The sequence below is a fragment of the Paraburkholderia guartelaensis genome, assembly GCF_004353905.1.
Lineage (GTDB): Bacteria > Pseudomonadota > Gammaproteobacteria > Burkholderiales > Burkholderiaceae > Paraburkholderia > Paraburkholderia guartelaensis.
In genome coordinates, this window is the sequence record NZ_SMOD01000004.1 from 254,668 (window position 1) to 273,100 (window position 18,433).

Consider the following 18,433-nt stretch of genomic DNA (forward strand, 5'->3'; position numbering starts at 1 on the left):
CATCTTTTTCACAGCGACAGCAGGTTTGCAATCGTGTCTGCTGCGCGATTATCAACGGCGGTTCGAGCCCGACACCACGTCGATCCACACGGCAAGCACGAGAATGCCGCCCTTCACAATCATCTGCCAATACGCGTCCACGTCTAGCATCGACATGCCGTTGTCGAGGCTCGCCATCACGAGTGCGCCGATCAGCGCGCCATACACGGTGCCGGAACCGCCACGCATCGACGTGCCGCCGATAAAGCAGGCCGCGATCGCATCGAGCTCGCCCATCGTGCCTGCCGAGGGCGAACCCGCCGCGAGACGCGCTGTATTGACGATGCCCGCGAACGCACACATGAGACCCATGAGCGCGAAGATGACGAGCTTCACGCGGTTCGTGTTGACGCCCGAAAGACGCGTGGCTTCGAGGTTCGAGCCCACCGCATAGATACGCCGGCCAAACACGGTTTGCGTGGCGATCCATGTGAAGATACCGAGCAGCGCGAGCAGCAGCAGCACAGGCACCGGAATGCCGCCATAGCTGTCGAGCATCAGCACGAATGCGAGCAGGATCGCGCCCGCGCCGACGATCTTCACGCCGTCTTGCCAGAGCGGCACGACGCTCAGCTGATAGCGCCTGCGGTTCGCACGCTGGCGCACCGTGAGCACGGCGAGCAGCACGAAGAGCGCGAGCGCCAGCACATCGCCCGCTACACGCGGCAAATAGCCCTGGCCGAGAAACACGAAGTGATCCGACACCGGCGCAATGGTCGAGCCGCCCGTGATGCCGAGCAGCACGCCGCGAAACGCGAGCATGCCGCCGAGACCCACGATGAACGACGGCACTCGGCGATACGTCGACCACCAGCCGTTGAAGAGCCCGACGAGCACGCCAAGCACGAGCACCACCGGCACGGTCACGCCGATAGGCCAGCCGCGATTCACGTCGAGAATCGCAGCGACGCCGCCGAGCAGGCCGAGCAGCGAGCCGACCGAAAGATCGATCTCCCCCGCGATGATGACGAACACCATGCCGCATGCGAGCATCCCGGTGATCGACATCTGCCGCAGCAGGTTCGACACGTTGCGCGGCGTGACGAACGCGCCATGCGTGAGCAGCGAAAAGAACAGCCAGATCACCGCCACTGCGAGCAGCAGCGCGAGGATCTTGTAGCGCGCGAAGAGTTGCTGGAAACGCATGGCAAAGCCATTACCGCCTTGCGGTAGTTCTTCGCGTGCGCCTTGGGTCGTGACGTCGGGGGTCATACTGCACTCGCTGTATCGGGTTGGGCGCGCACGCTCTGGATCGCCGCGCCAAGAATGTCTTCCTGCGTGAGGTCTTCGTTGACGAAGTCGCCGCGCAACTCGCCTTCGCCGATCACGAGCACGCGGTCGCTGATGCCCAGCACTTCGGGCAATTCGGACGACACCATCACGATCGCCACGCCGCGTTTGGCCAACTGGAAGATCAGTTTGTAGATCTCGTACTTCGCGCCGACGTCCACGCCACGCGTCGGCTCGTCGAGGATCAGCACCTTCGGGTCGGTGAGCAGCATCTTGGTGAGCACCGCCTTCTGCTGATTGCCGCCCGAGAGGCTCGCAATCGACAGCATGGGGTTCGCCGCGCGCACCGAAAGGCGCTGCATCTCCGTGCGGATCGTATCGAGTTCGGCGGCCGTGTCGATGCGGCCATGCTTCGAAAAGCGTTGCAGTACCGAGAGCGTGATGTTGTGGCCCACGCCCAGTTGCGGCACGATGCCGTGACGCTTGCGGTCCTCGGGTACCATCGCAATGCCCGCGTTGATCGCGTCGAGCGGCGAGCGAATTTTCAGCGGCTTGCCTTCGAGCAGGACCGTTGCCGTGCAGGTGCCCGCATACGCACCGAAGATCGCCTGCATCGTTTCCGTCCGGCCCGCGCCAACGAGTCCGGCCACACCCACGATCTCGCCGCGGCGCACCGAGAACGAGACGTCGTCCACGCGCTTGCGGCGCGGGTTCGTCACGTCGTAGCAGGTCACGTTGCGGGCCTCGAACACGACCTCGCCAATGTCATGCGGCTCGCGCGGAAAGAGGTTGCGGATCTCACGCCCTACCATCTGCGCGATGATGCGGTCGGTCGTGAGCGCCGCCATCGGCTCGGTGGCTACGTGACGGCCATCGCGTATCACGCTAACCGTGTCGCACACGGCTTCGACCTCGTCGAGCTTGTGCGAGATGTAGACGCACGCCACGCCGCGGCGCTTCAGGTCGCGCACGATGTCGAGCAGGATCTTCGTTTCCGCCGCCGTGAGCGAGGACGACGGCTCGTCGAGAATGAGCAGCTTCGCGCGCTTGTTCAACGCCTTCGCGATCTCGATGAGCTGTTGATGGCCGCCGCCATAGTTCATCACCGGCTGCGCCACGTTGATGGCGTCGATGTTCAGCTCGCGCAGCAATTCGTCGGCGCGCTGATACATCGCCGCGTAATTCATGCGTCCGCCCGGGAGCGTGATTTCGTTGCCGAGAAAGATGTTCTCGGCAACCGACAGCTCGGGCACGAGCATCAGCTCCTGGTGGATGATGACGATGCCCGCGCGTTCGGTGTCGCGCACGCTCTGCGCTTCGAGCGGCGCGCCTTCCCAACGGATCTCGCCGCTCCACGTGCCGTGCGGGTACACGCCCGAGAGCACCTTCATGAGCGTGGATTTGCCGGCGCCGTTCTCGCCGCACAGGCCCACGCATTCGCCGGGCCGCACGGTGAGGTCGATGCCGTCGAGCGCTTTCACGCCCGCAAAAGACTTGACGATGCCGCGCATCGTCAGCAAGGGTTCGGTCATACGCTGGTTACTCGCTGCGATGGCCCGCCCGCGCCGCGGTTGCAACACTCGTGGCGCGCACGGGCCGTCAGGCCATAAGCGTTACTGGCTTGCCAGTTGCGCCTGCGTATAGAAGCCGTCCTTCACGACGACGTCCACGTTGCTCTTCGTGAGCAGCGTCGGCTGCAGCAGCACCGTATCGACCTTCTTCTTGCCGTTGTCGTACTGCGCGTTGTACGCGGGCTTCTGGCCCTTCGCGAGATCGACAGCGAGCTTCGCGGCTTCGCTCGCGATGAGCTTGAGCGGCTTGTAGACCGTCATGGTCTGCGTGCCCGCCACCACGCGCTTGACCGCTGCGAGGTCCGCGTCCTGGCCCGACACCGGTACCTTGCCCGCGAGATGCTGCGCAGCGAGCGCCTGGATCGCGCCGCCCGCCGTGCCGTCATTCGAGGCGACGACTGCGTCGATCTTGTTGTTGTTCGCGGTGAGCGCGTCTTCCATGATGCGCAGCGCCGTCGAAGCGCTCCACTCCGGCACCCACTGCTGGCCGACCACCTTGATGTCGCCACGGTCGATGGCAGGCTTGAGGACCTTCAGTTGTCCTTCACGCAGCATCTTCGCGTTGTTGTCGGTCGGCGCGCCGCCCAGCAGGAAGTAGTTACCCTTCGGCTGCGCGTCGTAGACACCCTTCGCCTGAAGCTCGCCCACCTTCTCGTTGTCGAACGAGATGTACGCGTCGATATCGGCGTCGAGGATCAGGCGGTCATACGAAACGACCTTGATGCCGGCCTTCTTCGCTTCGGCTACGACATTGGTGAGCGCCTTCGAGTTGAACGGCACGATCACGATCACATCCACGCCGCGCGAGATGAGGTTTTCGATCTGCGAGACCTGACGCTCTTCGCTCGCGTCCGCCGACTGCACCGACACCTTCGCGCCCATCTTTTCCGCGGCGGCGACGAAATAGTCGCGGTCACGCGACCAGCGCTCGACACGCAGGTCGTCGATACAGAAGCCGATCTCGGGATGATCCTTGCTCGCGTGCGCGAGCGGTGCGGCAAGCGACAGGCTCGCGAGCACGGCCCCGCATACGAGCGAACTCAGAACCGAACGACGTTTGGCGAAATTCATGTCTCCATACTCCTCTTGATGCCGGTGCGCAGGCGCGCGCGAACGCGTCGCCGCCGCGGCGATGGTTTTCAGGGTGTTGCCGATATCATTGCGGAACACACGCGAAACGGCACAGCGTGCGGTATAACCGTAGGACGACTAATTAGCTGCACGACTACACTGGCCATGCAGTTTTTCCTTCGCCGGCGCCGCTAGTCAGGCGCCGGTGGCGAAAACCGGTTCGAGCGCGCGATACAGCGCGCTAAAGGTTGGACGGCGCGCCTCGCGATACCAGGCGTGGCGTGCGGCGTCAGGTTCGCGAACCGCCAGCACGGGCGGCTGCGGGCACACTTCATCGAGCGTCGCGCCCGGCTCGAGCGCGAGATGCGCGAGGCGCGCGGCGCCCAGCGCCGGCCCCACCTCGCCGCCTGCGCGCAACGTGAGCGCGCGGCCGCTGATATCGGCGAGCATCTGCGTCCACCATGCGCTGCGCGAGCCGCCGCCAATTACGGTGATCGTGTCCGGCACGAGCCCCGCTGCGTGCAGCGCATCCATGCCGTCGAGCAGCGCGAAGCCCACGCCTTCCAGCGTTGCATTCGCCAGATCGGCGCGCGAGGTCTGCGGGGTCATGCCGTAGAACACGCCCTTCGCGTTGACGTTGTTGTGCGGCGTGCGCTCGCCGCTCAGATACGGCAGGAACCACGGCCGACGCGCATCGCGCTCGGCGTTCGAGTTTGCCTCGGCGTCGGCGAGCAACGCGGCGACGCTTTCGTAACCCGTCAACTGCGCCGTGAAGTCGAGACAGCTGGCTGCGTTGAGCATCACGGACATCAGGTGCCACGTGTGCGGCAACGCATGGCAGAAGCTGTGCACCGCGGAATCGGGATTGGCGAGAAAGCCGTCCGAGACTGCGAAATAGACGCCCGAAGTGCCGAGCGAAAGCATCGCGTCGCCGGGCCGCACGATGCCCACGCCCACGGCGCCCGCCGCGTTGTCGCCGCCGCCCGCCACAACCGGAATTTCGCGCAGGCCGAATTGCCGCGCGAGTTCGGGCCGCAGCGTGCCGGTCACCTGGTTGCCTTCGAATACGTCCGGCATTTGCGCACGCGTGAGGCCGCACGCTTCCAGCAAGGTCTCGCTATAGTCGCGCTTCGCAATGTCGAGCCACAGCGTGCCGGCGGCGTCGGACGGATCGGTGGCGAACACGCCCGTGAGCAGCCAGCGCAAATAGTCCTTCGGCAACAGCACGTGCGCGATGCGCGCGAAGATCTCCGGTTCGTGCTTGCGCACCCAGAGCAGCTTCGGCGCCGTGAAGCCCGGCATCGCGAGATTGCCCGCAATGGCATGCAACTGCGGGACCGCACGTTCCAGCTCGATACATTCGGCATCCGAACGACCGTCGTTCCACAGAATGGCGGGACGAAGCACCTCGCCCTGCGCGTCGAGCAGCGTCGCGCCGTGCATCTGGCCGGTCAGGCCGAGCGCCTCGATGCGTGCCGGGTCGATGCCGCGCCCGCGCGCCTCGTCGATGAGTGCGCGCAATGCGCTCTGCGTGGCGAGCCACCAGTCTTGCGGCGCCTGCTCGGACCAGCGCGGCTGCGGCCGGCTCACGGTGAGCGGCGCGCTCGCGCTGCCGAGCACATCGCCCGCGCGATCGAGCAGCACGGCCTTCACGCCCGACGTGCCGAGGTCGATACCGATGAACATGTCTCCGTCCTGATTTTTTGCGTCAGTTTGCCTTCAATCGCAAGCGGCGCAATTGCGAATTTGACGGCGCGCGATAACGTTTTTTCGCGCGCCGTGGCACGGCTAGCGCTGGCCGTAGATCGCCTGGTTCACGACATTCTCGAGCCGCTCCTGCTGGCCGCTCGCGTGCTGCGGATTCATGCCGTGCGCGAGTGCGTCAGTGGCGAGCGACGAGAGCGAATAGCCGCCCGCGAGAATCTTGCGACCAAACTCGCTGTCCCAGCCCGCGTAACGCTGACTGCGGAACTGCTCGAGCCGGTCGTTTTCCACGAGCGCAGCACCGCGTTCGAGAGCCAGCGCGAGCACGTCGATTGCGCCCACGTGACCATAGAACATGTCTTCCGGATCGCTGCTCGCGCGGCGCACCTTCGCGTCGAAGTTCATGCCGCCCGTGGTAAACCCGCCGTGGCGCAGGATCTCGTAGAACGCGAGCGTCAGCTCTTCGACGCTGTTCGGGAACTGGTCCGTGTCCCAGCCGTTTTGCGGATCGCCGCGATTCGCGTCGACGCTGCCGAACACGCCCAGCGCGAACGCCGTCGCGATTTCGTGATGGAACGAGTGGCCCGCAAGCGTCGCGTGGTTCGCTTCGATATTCACGCGGATTTCGTTTTGCAGACCGTATTGCGTGAGGAAGCCGTGCACCGTCGCAACGTCGTAGTCGTACTGGTGCTTGGTCGGCTCTTGCGGCTTCGGTTCGATCAGCAGCGTGCCCGTGAAGCCGGTGCGGTGCTTGTGCTCCACCACCATCGAGAGGAAGCGTGCGAACTGCTCGCGCTCGCGCTTGAGGTCGGTATTGAGCAGCGTGTCATAGCCTTCGCGACCGCCCCACAGCACATAGTTCTCGCCACCGAGCTTGCGCGTCGCGTCGAGCGCATGACATACCTGTGTGGCCGCGTACGCGAAGACTTCGGGGTTGGGGTTGGTCGCGGCGCCGCCGGCGTAGCGCGGATTCGAAAACAGGTTGGCGGTGCCCCAGAGCAGCTTCACACCGCTCGCCTGCTGGCGCTCGCCCAGGTAGTCGACCATGCGCTTGAAGTTTTCGGTGTAGTCCTTCAGGTCCTTGCCTTCCGGAGCGACATCGGTGTCATGGAACGTGTAATAAGGGGTGCCTAGCTTCGAGAAGAACTCGAACGCCGCGTCGGCCTTCTGGTGGGCGCGTTCCATGGCGTCGCCGGGCTGCTGCCACGGGCGGTGAAACGCCCCCTGCCCGAAGATATCGTTGCCGGGCCAGACGAACGAATGCCAGTAGCACACGGCGATGCGCAGATGCTCTTCGAGCGTCTTGCCGAGCACCTTCTTGGTACGGTCGTAGTGATGGTACGCAAGCGGATTGTCCGACTGCGGGCCTTCGTATCGAATGGCGGGGATATGTTCGAAATACGACATGATGTCTCCAATGTTGTTGCAGCGCAGCGGCGCAGCGTGCATCCCTCTGTGTGACGCCATACTGCCCGCGACGCGCAAAGCGCGGCAATTGCGAAATTGCGTGAGACCTTTAATGTTTCCTGCCGACGGACACGGCCGGTGCGCCCGCGAACCTGAATGTGGGCCTAAAATAACCGGACGCTTAAAATGACGCGCCGCAGGCGCCAGAGACATCGTAGCGCGGTGCACATTTGCGCGCACCGCGCCCGAACTGGAGACATGGCGGTTTTCCGCAGGCGTTCCGCGCCGGGCGAACAACCACCAATACGACATGACCCGTGCCCCCGCTTCCCAGACGCCCCACCGCATCGCTCTGCTCTTCAACGCGAATAAGGTGTACGACCGCGAGATCATTGCGGGGATTGGCCACTATCTGCGCTCCACGCGCGTTGCGTGGGACCTCTTTCTCGAGGAAGACTTCCGCTGCCGCCTCGCGGGCATCGAGCGCTTCGACGGGGACGGCATCATCGCCGACTTCGACGACCCCGACGTGGCCGACGCCCTGCGCGGCTGCCCGCTGCCGGTGGTCGCCGTGGGCTCGTCGTTCGAAGATGCCGCCCACTACCCGGCCGACGTGCCCTATATCGCAACCGACAACCGCAAACTGGTCTCGCTCGCGTGGACGCATCTGATCGGCGCGGGCCTGCCGAACCTTGCGATGTACAGCCTGCCCGTCGCGCAGGAAAACCGCTGGGCGCAGGAGCGCGAGCTGGCGTTCCAGGCGATCGCTAGCGAGGAAGGCCTGCAGGCGCCGATCTACCGGGGCCAGGCCACCAGCGCCAGCGCGTGGAACCAGGCCATCGAGCAGTTGAGCGTCTGGCTGCACAGCCTGCCCAAGCCCGTGGGCGTGATCGCCGTGACCGACGCCCGCGCGCGGCATTTGCTCCAGGCGTGTCTGATTCACGGCATTGCGGTGCCCGAGCAGGTGGCGATCATCGGCATCGACAACGATCCGCTCACCCGCACGCTCACACGCATTCCGCTCTCGTCGGTCATTCAGGGCACGGAGGAAATGGGTAAGACCGCCGCGCACTTGCTGCACCAGATGCTGCGCGGCGCACGCTTTCCGGGCCAACGCATTCTGGTGCCGCCCGTCGGCATCAACGTGCTCGAATCGACCCGGCACGAACCGCTGTCGAGCCCGCATGTCATGCGCGCACGCCATTTCATCCGCCAGTACGCCTGCCAGGGCATCAAGACCGAGCAGGTGGCCGACTACGTAGGCGTATCGCGCTCGTCGCTGGAAGACTATTTCCGGCGAGAACTGCAGTGCACGGTCCATCAGGAAATCTTGCGCCACAAGCTCGACGCCGCGAAGGCGATGCTTGCGAGCCGCGACGCCTCGAGCGCGGAGGTGGCGATCCGCTGCGGATTCACGTCGCTGCAATACATGTATGCCGTCTTCCGGCGCGAACTGGGATGCACGCCGCGCGAATATCAGGACAGTGTCGCGAACGCTTCTGGCCCACGCGTGTCCACTTGATGAGGCGGCTTCGGCCATCCCGGACATTCACGCTTTCTTCATACGTTCACTTCACCTCATGAACACTCTTGCTGCCCATCTGACTTCCGAACCGTGGGGCGCCCTGCCCGGCGGCGACGCCGTGCGGCTCTATACGCTGCGCAACGCGCAGGGCATGAAGGTGACAGTCAGCGACCTCGGCGCGACGCTCGTCTCATGGTTCGCGCCCGATCGCGCCGGCCGCCTCGCGGACATCATGCTCGGCCACGACACACCGGCGGACTATCTCGCCGCCACCACGTACATGGGCGGCCTGGTCGGGCGCTGGGCCAACCGCATCGCGGGTGCGCATTTCACGCTGGACGGCATCGAGTATCCACTCGATCGCAACGAGAACGGCAACCTGCTGCACGGCGGCGCGAACGGCTTTCATCGGCAGATGTGGCAGGTGGAAGAGGATCGGGGCTCGCTGGTGCTGCGGCTCGACTCGCCCGAAGGCGATGGCGGCTTTCCGGGCAACGTGAGCGTGCAGGTGCGCTACACGCTCGACGATGACGGCACGCTGACACTCGAATACGAGGGCGTGACCGACGCGCCTACGCCGCTGAATCTCACGAGCCACGGCTACTTCAACCTCTCCGGCGAAGCGAGCCCGGACATTCGCGGTCACATCCTGACGATCGACGCGGACGCCTTCCTCGAAGTCGATCCGCAGTTGATTCCCGCGCGCATTGCCGATGTCTCCGGCAGCGCCTTCGACTTCCGCCATGGCGCGCCGCTCGGCGCGCGGCTCGACTGGCCGAACACCCAGCTTGAGCGCGCACGCGGTTTCGACCACTGCTACGTGCTGCGCGCACCAGAGAGCACGGCAGGCACGCTGCACGCCGCGCCGGGGCGATGGCCCGTACGGCCGGTGGCGCGCGTCTACGAGCCGGGCAGCGGACGCGAGCTTGCCGTCTCGACCGACCAGCGCGGCCTGCAGCTCTATACGGGAAATTATCTGGAGGGACAGCCGGGACGCCGGGGCGTGACGTGCGCGCCCTATGCGGGCCTGTGTCTCGAAGCGGGCGGCTTCCCGAACCAGATCAACATGGAAGCGCCCGCCTGCGACGAAGTGGTGCTACACCCTGGCAAAACGTATCAGCAGGTCACGCAATACAGCGTGAGCGTGCTCGCCTGACGCCGGGCCTTAAGACACCTTGTCGTACTGATACACGCCTCGGCCAGTCTTGCGGCCGAGCTGGCCCGCCGCGACCATCTCACGCAGCAGCGGGCACGCACGATACTTCGAGTCGCCGAAGTCCTTCAGGAACACATCCATCACCGAAAGACACACATCGAGGCCGATCAGGTCCGCCAGCGCGAGCGGGCCGATCGGATGATTGGCGCCGAGCTTCATGCCGGCGTCGATTTCCTCGGCGCTCGCAATGCCTTCCGCGAGCACGAAAAACGCTTCGTTGATCATCGGCACGAGAATGCGGTTGACCACGAAGCCCGGCGCGTTCTTCACGGCGATCGGCGTCTTCTCGAGACGCAGCGCCATTTCGCGCACCGACTCGGCCACGTCCGCGCGCGTCTGCAGGCCGCGGATCACCTCGACGAGCGGCATCATCGGCACCGGGTTGAAGAAGTGCATCCCGATGAAGCGCGACGGGTCGGCGAGCGTGGTTGCGAGCGCCGTGATCGAGATCGACGAGGTGTTCGACGCGACGATCGCGTCGGGGCGGGCCGCGGCTTCGATCTGCTTGAGAATGCGCGTCTTGAGCTCGGCGTTCTCGGTCGCCGCCTCGATCACGAGATCGACGCTCGCGAGTCGCTGGTAGTCGGTGGTCGTTTCGATGCGTGCGAGCGCGGCGTCGCGCGCGCCGGCTTCGAGCTTGCCCTTCGAGACGAGCCGCTCGAGGCTATGCGTGAGCGTAGCGACGCCCTTGGCGAGCGCCGCATCGGTGACGTCGATCATCACCGCCTTGAGGCCCGCCACCGCCACCGCCTGGGCGATGCCGTTGCCCATCGTGCCTGCGCCCACGATCCCTACCGTTTCGATTGCCATGCCTGCTCCTCACTCCTTGTCTGCGACGCCGGCGTGTCGCTATGGAAAATGCCGGTCATGCGGCGCAACGCGTGGTGCACCGCACCAATACCCACAGTGTAACGGTTTGCGGGAATCGACCGGAACTCGCGTGACGGGGGCAACTGCGGCAAAGCGCCTGCGCGGCGACGTGCATCTTTCTGTGGGCGTCGAGACCTTCATAGCCTTCCAGCACGCGCTCTCACGCACGCCGGCCTGCCCGCTGCCGCCCTAGAAGTTGTACTGGAAGTAGATCTGACTGAAGTTCATGCCCGGATTCGGCTCCTTGATATCCGCGTTCGACAAATGCTGGAAACGGAACCCGGCCTGATAGTTGCCGTGCTCGCCGAACTGCGCGCCAACGCCGACCATGTCCGCGAACTGGAACGACGTCGACGTCGCGCGGTCGGGCGTCTGCCGGACGTGCGAGAGAAAGTGAAAGCCCACGCCCGCCTCGATGAACGGCCTGAACCAGCCGCTGTCCTTGATGAAGCGAAAAACGGGCATCACGCCATATTCCCAGATATGCGAGTAGACGGCATCGGGCGCGTTCAGCTTCCAGTAGGCGACATTTGCCTCGCCAACCAGCGTGAAGTGATAGCCGCCGATGTGCCACCATTGCAGGCCCGGATCCCACACGAAGCCGAGATCGAGCTTTTTCACGTCGTGGTCCGCAACACCCCCTCCGAGCTGCACGCCGAATGTATTGTCCGCCTGCGCCCTGACCACACCGAAGGCGCATAGCGCGGTGAGCGCCAAACGCACTGCATGCGCGTGCCAGACGAATCTTCTTACTTTCATATATTTCCCCGATTCGATCGATTCAGCATGACGCCATGCATCGGGCACAACCACGATTTGCGCGGATTCGGCATTAGCGAAAATGCCATACAAAATGCGCTACGCACGTGTCATTTGGAGAGAACAAATACCATCGCTCTCCAATGTTCACCAATGACCCGCGCACATATGAGAGCGAAGTTTACCGTCGAAAACCCGAATGCGCTCGTTGGCGCGCCAACAGAACGCGCCTGCTCGCAAGGCCCGCAGCTGAATGAATACTGACCAACGGCTTTCACTTTCGGTTATTACGCCGGACAAATGGTGCCGATCGATTATTTACGGAAGGATTTATGAAGTATGTACTGAGCTTGTTAACGAATCCGTCTCAATTACCGATTTTCGATTTACCGCAAGCCCAAATTGGTGATTATCGATTTTCCAGTTTTCTGGTTGTATCGATATTCCTCTGCGTAAAACCGGTATGAGGGTTGGACGCGGGTATTCCCGAACATGGCGGAATACGCTGTGCAGCTGTACCCAAATTGAGGACAGACGGCGCGCGAGCCCCTCGCATAATCCGCGTGAATTGTGATCCGCGGCAAACAACAACCTCATAACCCTTGCCACGCTCACGTCCCGGTGCTTAGGAGGAGACACATGAGCCCAATCCCGCAAGGGCATGCTTCGCGCGTGCCGCAAACGTCCGCACAAGCGCAGTCGAACTGCGCAGCCGCCACCGAACAAGTCACGCGCAAGGTCTCGCGCCATTTGCTCGGCTTCCTGTTCCTGCTGTTCGTCGTCTCGTTCCTCGACCGTATCAATATCGGCTTCGCGGGCCTGACGATGATGAAGGACCTCGGCCTGTCGAGCACGCAGTTCGGCTTCGCCACCACCCTCTTCTACGTCGCCTATATCGCGTGCGGCATTCCGGGCAATCTGATGCTCGCGCGCGTGGGTGCGCGGCGCTGGATCAGCTTCATCATGATTGCGTGGGGCCTCGCCTCCACCGCGACGATGTTCGCCACCAACGCCACCACGCTCTACTGGCTGCGCATGCTGGTTGGCGTGACCGAGGCAGGCTTTCTGCCCGGCATGCTGCTGTATCTCACCTGCTGGTTTCCGAGCGCGTGGCGCGCCCGCGCGAACGCCCTCTTCATGATCGCGATGCCCGTGACGGCCGCGCTCGGCTCCGCGGTTTCGGGCTTCATCCTCAAGCTCGACGGCCATGCGGGACTCGCCGGCTGGCAATGGCTCTTCGTGCTCGAAGGCATGCCGGCCGCACTGCTCGGCTGCGTGGCGTTCTTCTACCTGGACGACACGCCGCGCGCCGCACGCTGGCTCAGCGCGCAGGAAAAACGCACGCTCGAAGCGGCGCTTGCCGAGCCGGCCGATGCCCTCGACTCGCCGACGGCACAAGCAGCGAGCGAGCGCAGCCTCTGGCAGCAACTGCGCTCACCGGTGGTCCTGCGCTTCGCGGCGGCGTACTTCTGCCTCGTCAATACGCTCGCGATGGTCGCAGTCTGGGCACCGCTGATCGTGAAGGGCTTCAGCGCTGGGGCGAGCAACGTCACCGTGGGTCTGATCGCGACGATTCCGCAGATCGTCACCATCGTCGCGATGATCGTGTGGGGGCGCCGCTCGGATCGCCGACAGGAACGCAAATGGCACCTCGCCGCACCCATGCTGCTCTCCGGGCTCGGCTGCGTGTTGACGGCGCAAGGCGGCGCGCCGCTCGTGCAGCTGCTCGGCGTGTGCCTCGCATCCGCTGGGTCGTACACGGCGATGTCGATCTTCTGGACCACGCCCGATCAGGCATTCACGCCGCAGGCGCGGGCAGTCGGTATTGCCGTGATCAATGCGATCGGCAATATCAGCTCGGCGGCGAATCCGCTCGTGGTGGGCTGGCTCAAGGATGCGACGCACAGCTATGCCGCGGGGCTCATCTATTCCGCGGCGCTGCTCGTGCTGGGAGCGGTGATCGTCGCGACGTTGCCGATCGGGCGCGGGGGTCGCAGCAATCGGGAGAAGGAAGTGAAAGCCGTGCCTCGCGCAGCGGCTTGAGCGAACTTCAGAAAGCAAATCGCGCGACGGTAATCGCCGCGCGATTTCGTTGAACCGGCGCGCAAGGCAGTGCGTTGCGCGCCCTACGCTGCTAGCGTTCCGCGCCTGCCCCGCTGCGACGCGCACTGAATCCCGGCAAGCGCTTCACGAAGCCGGTTGCGAGCGCGGTGCCCACGAGAATCGCCGCGCACGCCTCGACCATGCCCATCGACACGCGCTCGCCGAGAAAGAGCGCGCCCCACAGAATGCCGAAGATCGGGATCACGAACGTCACCGTGATCGCGCGCGCCGGGCCCACCGCTGCGATCAGGCGGAAGAACAACAGATACGCGATACCCGTGCACGCCACGCCAAGGCCCAGCACCGCGCCCCATGCATGCAGCGAGATGGGCGTAGCCGGCCAGGTTGCCACGGCGAACGGCGCGAGCACGAGCGTCGCGCCCGTCATCGTCCCGGCAGCGACCGTGAGCGGATCGACGCCCGTGAGATGGCGCTTGGTGTAGCTTGCGGCAACGCCGTACAACGCCGCTGCGACGAGTGCCGCGAGGGCGGCGAGCGCAGCGGTCGCGGGTGATGCGCCGTCGCCGGCGTGCGTCACGACCTGATCCCACACCAGCGCGAGCACACCCGCGAAGCCGATTGCCAGGCCGACCACGCGCAAGCCGCTCAGACGATCCTTGAGCCAGACGTACGCGACGACTGCGCCCCACAGCGGCGTGGTCGCGTTGATCACGGACGTGACGCCCGCGGAGAGCGTGAGTTCGGCCCACGCAAAGAGACAGAACGGCGCGGCCGAATTGAGGATGCCGACGACGAAGAGCGGCCACGCGCGTTCACGCAGCGTGCCGATCGCCTCGCGCGCGGGGCGCCGGGAAAACAGCACGAGCAAAAGGAACAGCGCGCCGATGCCGACGCGCAGCGCCATCAGAGGCGCGACGCCGAAGTCGGTCACGCCGACGCGGATGAACAGAAACGACCCACCCCATAGGGCGGCGAGGACGACCAGCTGTGCGAGTTCGATCGGGTTCATGTGAAGTGGCGCTGTGTAAGCACGGGGTTGCGCGCGTGCGCGCGATTGTATGAATCACGGGCGCGTAGTACGCGTATCGTAAGGCGAGCGACGCGTGCCGTATAACGAAGGATTCTCACCGATATGTGAGAAAAATTAACAGCCGGTTCTTGCGGTGTCTTTCGTGCGCGCTGGTTGGTTGCTGCTTGCTTCTCAAACGTATTTCGCGGCGCACAATAGACAAAGCCCGCGTAATCTTTCGATTACGCGGGCTCTATTCTTTGGTCGGGGCGAGAGGATTTGAACCTCCGACCACCTGCACCCCATGCAGGTACGCTACCAGGCTGCGCTACGCCCCGAGAGCTAGAAAGTATAACAGAGAGTTTCTCTAATTAGAACCGCTTCACACGTAATTCGTGAACGACTCACATGCATGCGTTCTGAGAGATGCTTCAGCGCCCAAGCAGATCGAGCACATGCAGCAATTCCTTGCGCAACTGATCGACGTCCACGAGCGCGGTCGTGCCTTCGGCAACCGGCGCACCCACGGCTTCGGACTGCCCGGCTTCATCCGCTGCCGCACCATGCGAGTCGAGCCGGTTGCGCGCGCCGTTGATCGTGAACCCCTGCTCGTAGAGCAGTTCGCGAATGCGACGGATCAGCAAGACCTCATGATGCTGGTAATAGCGACGATTGCCGCGTCGCTTCACCGGCTTCAACTGCGTGAACTCCTGCTCCCAATACCGCAGTACGTGAGGCTTCACGCCGCACAGCTCGCTCACCTCGCCAATGGTGAAGTAGCGCTTGGCGGGGATGGGGGGCAAGACGACCTTTTCGCTTGTCGATGTCATCGCCGGGTTGCCGTCGTGGTGGTTGCGCAATGAGGCGTCGCCGCCTGGGTCCTTGAAGTCCGCTATTTCTACTTATTCGTTCACGCCCGCCATATTGCCACCGCCGCGGGCATACCGGCGCGGGCGTACCGGCGCCGGCAAACAACCTCAACGCATCAACGCGGGAAGCTCGCCTCGGCGCCGCTCTCCACGAGCGCCTTCAACTTCTGGCTCGCATGGAACGTCACCACGCGACGCGCCGCGATGGGTATCGCCTCGCCCGTCTTCGGGTTACGGCCGGGTCGTTGCGGCTTGTCGCGCAACTGAAAATTGCCGAAGCCGGACAGCTTCACGCTGTCGCCGCTCTCAAGCGCATCGCGAATCACTTCGAAGAAGGCTTCGACCATGTCTTTCGCTTCGCGCTTGTTGAGACCGACGTTGTCGAACAGCAGCTCAGCGAGTTCGGCTTTCGTCAGCGTGGGCGTGTCGTTCGTGGCGCTTGCCGACGAGGCAGGAATGTCGCGAATCATGGCGCTACGCTGTGCCGCAAGAAGGGCTTCGAAATCACTCGAGTTCATTTCGTTCATCTATCTATGCAATGGCGCGCTGCCGGTTGCGGGGCTGACTTGCAACCTCGCAAACCGGAAGCCGATGTCGGTACGTGAAGAGCCGAGAAGCTTATCCGCGCAACCGGGCGCCATACACTCGAGCCAGGCGATCCACCAGGGACTTGATGGCCGTATCGACCGTTTCGTCCTGAAGGGTTCCGCCAGTATCTTGCAGGGTCACCCGGAAGGCAAGGCTTTTCTCGTCCGCGCCAAGTCCGGAAGTATTTGATTTTGCACGAAATTCATCGAAAAGCGCAACCCTCTGCACAATCCGGCAAGCCTCGTCTTGCATGCCCTTCTGGAACTCGTCGAGCAGCGCTTGCACCTCGATCTTTTGATCGACGACAAGAGCGATATCACGACGGACCGGCGGGAATTTCGAGACTTCGCCAGGCGTCGGCAGCTCGCGCGCCATCAGTGCGTCGGCCTCGACCTCGAAGAGCATCGGTGCGTGCGGCAGGTCGTACTTCTGCATCCAGCGCGGATGCAGCTCGCCAATCCAGCCCACGGCACGGCCATCGACTTCGATGCGCGCGCTACGTCCCGGATGCAGCGCGGGGTGTTCCGCCTTCACGAAACGCGGCGTCTTCGCGGAGCCGAGCGATGCGAACAGCGCTTCGAGATCGCCCTTCACGTCGAAGAAGTCCACGCCGCGCGTTTGCGCGCCCCACTGCTCTTCGAGCGCGGGACCGTAGGCGAGCGCACCGATCATCTTCGGTTGTGCGAAGCCTTCCACCGACATCTCGCTCGCCTTGATCGACGGATCGTGCAGGAACACGCGGCCCGCCTCGAATACGCGCACGCGGTCGGCGCGGCGGTTGAGGTTATGGCGCAGCACGTTGATGAGGCTGCCGAACAGCGTCGTGCGCATGACCGAGAGCTGGCTCGCGATCGGGTTCAGCAGCTTCACGGGATTCGCGTTGCCCGCGAAGTCCTGTTCCCATTCGGCATCGACGAAGCTGAAGTTGATCGTCTCGGCGTAGTCGCGCGCGGCGAGCGCGTGACGAATGGCGTGGATCGAACGGCGCGTTTCGTTGGTCGCACGCATTTCGCTGCGCGCCACCGGCGGCAGCGCCGGAATCTTCTCGACGCCGTAGATGCGCGCGACTTCCTCGATCAGGTCTTCTTCGATCTCGATGTCGAAGCGGTACGGCGGCGGCGTGACGCTGAAGCTCTCGTCGCCCGCATTGTCGACGCTACGCGTGAACGTGAGGCCAAGGCGCGTGAAAATCTGCGCGATTTCGTCGGCGCTGATCTTCACGCCGATAATGCGGTTCGCGCGCGCCACGCGCATCTTCACCGCTTCGCGCTTGGGCACGTTCACGGTTTGATCGTCGATCGGGCCGGCTGCGCCGCCGCAGATATCGAGGATCAGCTGCGTGATGCGCTCGATGTGCTCGACGGTCGTCGACCAGTCCACGCCACGCTCGAAGCGATGACCTGCATCGGTCGAAAAGTTGTAGCGGCGCGAGCGGCCACGAATGCTGTCCGGCCACCAGAACGCGGCTTCGAGATAGATGTTCGTCGTGTCGAGCGTGACGGCCGTGCTGTCGCCGCCCATGATGCCCGCGAGGCTTTCGATCTCGCGGTCGTCGGCGATCACGCCCACGGTTTCATCGACTTCGACGGTATTGCCGTTGAGCAGCTTGAGCGTTTCGCCCTTCTTGCCCCAGCGCACGTCCATCGAGCCGTGAATCTTGTCGAGATCGAACACGTGCGACGGGCGGCCGAGTTCGAGCATCACGTAGTTCGAAATATCGACGAGCGCCGAGATGCTGCGCTGGCCCGAACGCTCGAGGCGCTCGACCATCCACATCGGCGTCTTCGCGTGCGCGTTCACGCCGCGGATCACGCGGCCCGAGAAACGGCCGCACAGGTCCGGCGCCGAGATCTTCACGGGCAGCTTTTCATCGAGCTTCACTTCGACCTTCGGATACACGGGCGCCTGCAGCGGCGCGCCGGTGATCGCAGCGGTTTCGCGCGCGATGCCGTACACCGAAAGGCAATCGGCCTTGTTCGGCGTGAGCTTGATTTCGAAGATGGTGTCGTCGAGATTCAGCGCTTCGCGGATGTCCTGGCCGATCGGCGTGTCTTCCGGCAGGATCATCAGGCCGCTGTGGTCTTCCGAGAGCTTCAGTTCGCGCGCCGAGCACAGCATGCCCTGGCTTTCCACGCCACGCAGCTTCGAGAGCTTGATCGCGAAAGGCTTGCCGCCTTCTTCGGCAGGCGGCAGTTCGGCGCCCACGAGCGCCACCGGCACCTTGATGCCGGGCGCGACATTGGGTGCGCCGCACACGATCTGCAGCGTCGCGCCGGTGCCGGCATCGACCTGCGTGACGTTGAGCTTGTCCGCGTCCGGGTGCTTCACGACTTCGAGCACGCGGCCCACGACGATCTTCGTGGTAGGCGGCGCAGCCGGGCTCAGGCCTTCGACTTCGAGGCCGGCCATGGTGAGCGCATGGGCCAGTTCATCGGTCGTGAGCTTCGGATCGACAAAGCTTCTCAGCCAGGATTCGGGGAATAGCATTTGGTTTTACGTTCCAGACAGATT

Annotated in this window: 15 protein-coding genes and 1 tRNA gene; 4 read left to right on the forward strand and 12 right to left on the reverse strand. The window is 64.0% G+C overall.

The genetic code is table 11. The annotated features are described in order from the left end of the window. Nucleotides 1-51: 51 nt before the first annotated feature. From E1N52_RS07445 to xylA, 5 genes are all read right to left on the reverse strand, one after another. Nucleotides 52-1,251: a sugar ABC transporter permease gene (locus E1N52_RS07445; protein ID WP_133181563.1), complete on the reverse strand. Its 1,200-nt coding sequence runs from the start codon at nucleotides 1,249-1,251 to the stop codon at nucleotides 52-54. After that, nucleotides 1,248-2,849, reverse strand: a complete 1,602-nt coding sequence (gene xylG / locus E1N52_RS07450; RefSeq protein WP_425468026.1) for a D-xylose ABC transporter ATP-binding protein — start codon at nucleotides 2,847-2,849, stop codon at nucleotides 1,248-1,250. Before xylG ends, E1N52_RS07445 begins: the two co-directional genes overlap by 4 nt. Nucleotides 2,850-2,882: 33 nt before the next feature. Further along, the gene (gene xylF / locus E1N52_RS07455) at nucleotides 2,883-3,911 is read right to left on the reverse strand and encodes a D-xylose ABC transporter substrate-binding protein (RefSeq protein WP_133181567.1); all 1,029 of its coding nucleotides are present in this window, start codon (nucleotides 3,909-3,911) and stop codon (nucleotides 2,883-2,885) included. Between the two features lie 195 nt (nucleotides 3,912-4,106). Next, nucleotides 4,107-5,597 (reverse strand): xylulokinase, encoded by a 1,491-nt coding sequence (xylB, locus tag E1N52_RS07460; RefSeq protein ID WP_133181569.1) that lies wholly within the window; start codon nucleotides 5,595-5,597, stop codon nucleotides 4,107-4,109. A gap of 102 nt (nucleotides 5,598-5,699) precedes the next feature. Further along, a complete protein-coding gene (gene xylA, locus E1N52_RS07465) occupies nucleotides 5,700-7,022 on the reverse strand; it encodes a xylose isomerase (RefSeq protein ID WP_133181570.1) in 1,323 nt (440 codons plus the stop codon). A gap of 310 nt (nucleotides 7,023-7,332) precedes the next feature. Here xylA and E1N52_RS07470 point away from each other — a divergent pair, with 310 nt between their 5' ends. Continuing rightward, on the forward strand, nucleotides 7,333-8,544 hold the full coding sequence (locus tag E1N52_RS07470; RefSeq protein WP_133181572.1) for a XylR family transcriptional regulator: 1,212 nt from the start codon (nucleotides 7,333-7,335) through the stop codon (nucleotides 8,542-8,544). Nucleotides 8,545-8,602: 58 nt separating this feature from the next. After that, nucleotides 8,603-9,703 carry an aldose epimerase family protein gene (locus E1N52_RS07475; RefSeq protein ID WP_133181574.1) on the forward strand — a complete coding sequence of 367 codons (1,101 nt, stop codon included), beginning with the start codon at nucleotides 8,603-8,605 and terminating at the stop codon, nucleotides 9,701-9,703. 9 nt (nucleotides 9,704-9,712) lie between these two features. Here E1N52_RS07475 and E1N52_RS07480 read toward each other — a convergent pair whose 3' ends face one another. Beyond that, nucleotides 9,713-10,573: a 3-hydroxybutyryl-CoA dehydrogenase gene (locus E1N52_RS07480; protein ID WP_133181576.1), complete on the reverse strand. Its 861-nt coding sequence runs from the start codon at nucleotides 10,571-10,573 to the stop codon at nucleotides 9,713-9,715. 130 nt (nucleotides 10,574-10,703) lie between these two features. Here E1N52_RS07480 and E1N52_RS45265 point away from each other — a divergent pair, with 130 nt between their 5' ends. Continuing rightward, entirely contained in the window at nucleotides 10,704-10,826 is a 123-nt protein-coding gene (locus E1N52_RS45265; protein WP_281282615.1) for a hypothetical protein, read from the forward strand. On the opposite strand, the gene E1N52_RS07485 is transcribed toward E1N52_RS45265, so the two are convergent. Then, nucleotides 10,823-11,392, reverse strand: a complete 570-nt coding sequence (locus E1N52_RS07485; RefSeq protein WP_133181578.1) for an acyloxyacyl hydrolase — start codon at nucleotides 11,390-11,392, stop codon at nucleotides 10,823-10,825. The genes E1N52_RS45265 and E1N52_RS07485 overlap by 4 nt on opposite strands. A 639-nt stretch (nucleotides 11,393-12,031) precedes the next feature. Between E1N52_RS07485 and E1N52_RS07490 the strand changes: the two genes are divergently transcribed. Continuing rightward, nucleotides 12,032-13,435, forward strand: a complete 1,404-nt coding sequence (locus E1N52_RS07490; RefSeq protein ID WP_133181580.1) for an MFS transporter — start codon at nucleotides 12,032-12,034, stop codon at nucleotides 13,433-13,435. 91 nt (nucleotides 13,436-13,526) lie between these two features. On the opposite strand, the gene E1N52_RS07495 is transcribed toward E1N52_RS07490, so the two are convergent. From E1N52_RS07495 to pheT, 5 genes are all read right to left on the reverse strand, one after another. Next, nucleotides 13,527-14,465 (reverse strand): DMT family transporter, encoded by a 939-nt coding sequence (locus tag E1N52_RS07495; RefSeq protein ID WP_133181582.1) that lies wholly within the window; start codon nucleotides 14,463-14,465, stop codon nucleotides 13,527-13,529. 261 nt (nucleotides 14,466-14,726) lie between these two features. Then, nucleotides 14,727-14,803: transfer RNA gene (locus E1N52_RS07500), tRNA-Pro, on the reverse strand. A 93-nt stretch (nucleotides 14,804-14,896) separates the two neighbouring features. Beyond that, nucleotides 14,897-15,295: a MerR family transcriptional regulator gene (locus tag E1N52_RS07505; protein ID WP_133181584.1), complete on the reverse strand. Its 399-nt coding sequence runs from the start codon at nucleotides 15,293-15,295 to the stop codon at nucleotides 14,897-14,899. A gap of 155 nt (nucleotides 15,296-15,450) precedes the next feature. Next, a complete protein-coding gene (locus E1N52_RS07510; RefSeq protein WP_028204248.1) occupies nucleotides 15,451-15,861 on the reverse strand; it encodes an integration host factor subunit alpha in 411 nt (136 codons plus the stop codon). 91 nt (nucleotides 15,862-15,952) lie between these two features. Then, nucleotides 15,953-18,409, reverse strand: coding sequence for a phenylalanine--tRNA ligase subunit beta (gene pheT, locus E1N52_RS07515; RefSeq protein ID WP_133181586.1), 2,457 nt, complete (start codon nucleotides 18,407-18,409; stop codon nucleotides 15,953-15,955). Nucleotides 18,410-18,433 lie beyond the last annotated feature (24 nt).

Bases quoted from the DNA above. Each gene is read 5' to 3' on its own strand.
- E1N52_RS07505 (WP_133181584.1), bottom strand. From the start codon at position 15,295: ATGACATCGACAAGCGAAAAGGTCGTCTTGCCCCCCATCCCCGCCAAG.
- E1N52_RS07470 (WP_133181572.1), top strand. From the start codon at position 7,333: ATGACCCGTGCCCCCGCTTCCCAGACGCCCCACCGCATCGCTCTGCTC.
- pheT (WP_133181586.1), bottom strand. From the start codon at position 18,409: ATGCTATTCCCCGAATCCTGGCTGAGAAGCTTTGTCGATCCGAAGCTC.
- E1N52_RS07475 (WP_133181574.1), top strand. From the start codon at position 8,603: ATGAACACTCTTGCTGCCCATCTGACTTCCGAACCGTGGGGCGCCCTG.
- E1N52_RS07480 (WP_133181576.1), bottom strand. From the start codon at position 10,573: ATGGCAATCGAAACGGTAGGGATCGTGGGCGCAGGCACGATGGGCAAC.
- xylB (WP_133181569.1), bottom strand. From the start codon at position 5,597: ATGTTCATCGGTATCGACCTCGGCACGTCGGGCGTGAAGGCCGTGCTG.
- E1N52_RS07510 (WP_028204248.1), bottom strand. From the start codon at position 15,861: ATGAACGAAATGAACTCGAGTGATTTCGAAGCCCTTCTTGCGGCACAG.
- E1N52_RS07485 (WP_133181578.1), bottom strand. From the start codon at position 11,392: ATGAAAGTAAGAAGATTCGTCTGGCACGCGCATGCAGTGCGTTTGGCG.
- E1N52_RS07495 (WP_133181582.1), bottom strand. From the start codon at position 14,465: ATGAACCCGATCGAACTCGCACAGCTGGTCGTCCTCGCCGCCCTATGG.
- E1N52_RS07490 (WP_133181580.1), top strand. From the start codon at position 12,032: ATGAGCCCAATCCCGCAAGGGCATGCTTCGCGCGTGCCGCAAACGTCC.
- xylA (WP_133181570.1), bottom strand. From the start codon at position 7,022: ATGTCGTATTTCGAACATATCCCCGCCATTCGATACGAAGGCCCGCAG.
- E1N52_RS07445 (WP_133181563.1), bottom strand. From the start codon at position 1,251: ATGACCCCCGACGTCACGACCCAAGGCGCACGCGAAGAACTACCGCAA.
- xylF (WP_133181567.1), bottom strand. From the start codon at position 3,911: ATGAATTTCGCCAAACGTCGTTCGGTTCTGAGTTCGCTCGTATGCGGG.